This is a genomic window from Peptoniphilus sp. SGI.035 (assembly GCF_050315115.1).
In the GTDB taxonomy this organism is placed as follows: domain Bacteria; phylum Bacillota; class Clostridia; order Tissierellales; family Peptoniphilaceae; genus Peptoniphilus_A.
The window spans coordinates 1-1000 of sequence record NZ_JBNPOJ010000056.1 but is presented as its reverse complement, the minus strand read 5'-3'; the positions used below and the strand labels follow the sequence as shown (position 1 = coordinate 1000).

1 protein-coding gene is annotated in these 1000 nt (G+C 27.7%); it reads left to right on the top strand.

Going from position 1 to position 1000, the window contains the following annotated elements; all coding sequences use genetic code 11:
- Nucleotides 1-1000 (top strand): ISL3 family transposase (locus ACQRC6_RS09775; RefSeq protein ID WP_427848751.1); only part of this gene is annotated, 1000 nt, incomplete at both ends.

The window sequence follows — 1000 nt, the reverse complement described above, 5'->3', positions numbered from 1 at the left end:
GGTCATGTTAATGAATCTTTTAATATTATAAAATATGGTACTAAAATTTGTAAGATTAAACTTCCTAATGTTTCTAATATACCGACTATTCTTTTTCTAAAAAAGCAAAGATTTTTATGTAAAGAGTGCGGTTCTACCTTTAGTGCTAAAACCAATATAGTTAATGAGTATTCTAATATATCTAATGATGTAAAAAGAAAGATTGCTGTAGATCTTACTAAAATTTCATCCTTTAAGTCTATTGCTGAATCTAATGGTGTAAGCCCTAATACTGTTGTTAGAGTTTTTAAAGAATGGAGTAAATCCTTTAAACAGGACTTTTCTTATCTTCCACCGATACTATCTATAGATGAATTTAAGTCTACTAAAAATGTATCAGGCGCTATGAGCTTTATTTGTACCAATTCTATTACTGGTGAGATCATTGATATACTTCCTGATAGGAGACTATTTAAATTAGACACTTATTTTCTAAGATTCCCAAGAAGAGTTAGAGATCAAGTTAAGATTGTTGTTTGTGATATTTACTCTCCCTATATGGAACTTGTTAAAAAGGTTTTTAAAAACGCTTGTATTGTTCTTGATAAGTTCCATATTGTTCAAAATTTTACTCGTGCTTTTAATATGGCAAGAGTTCAACTAATGAAGAAGTTTAAAACAGACTCTCATGAGTATAGGTGTTTAAAAAGGTACTGGAAGTTATTATTGCTTCCTAAGGCTAAGTTAATATCAACACATTTTAAGAGTTTTCCTTGTTTTAAAGGATTTATCTCTCAAAAAGAAATAGTTGAACATATTTTAGATTTTGACTATTCTTTCAGGAAGATTTATGACATAATCCAAAATATTTTATTTGCTATTAGAGAGAAAAATTTTGACACTTTAAAAACTATTTTGCAGGAATTTAAACCTGATGAGTTTGGGGAAATATATAGCAAAATTAAGACAGCTATAAGTACAGCTATCAAATATTTAGAAAAGATTAAGAATACTTTAAATA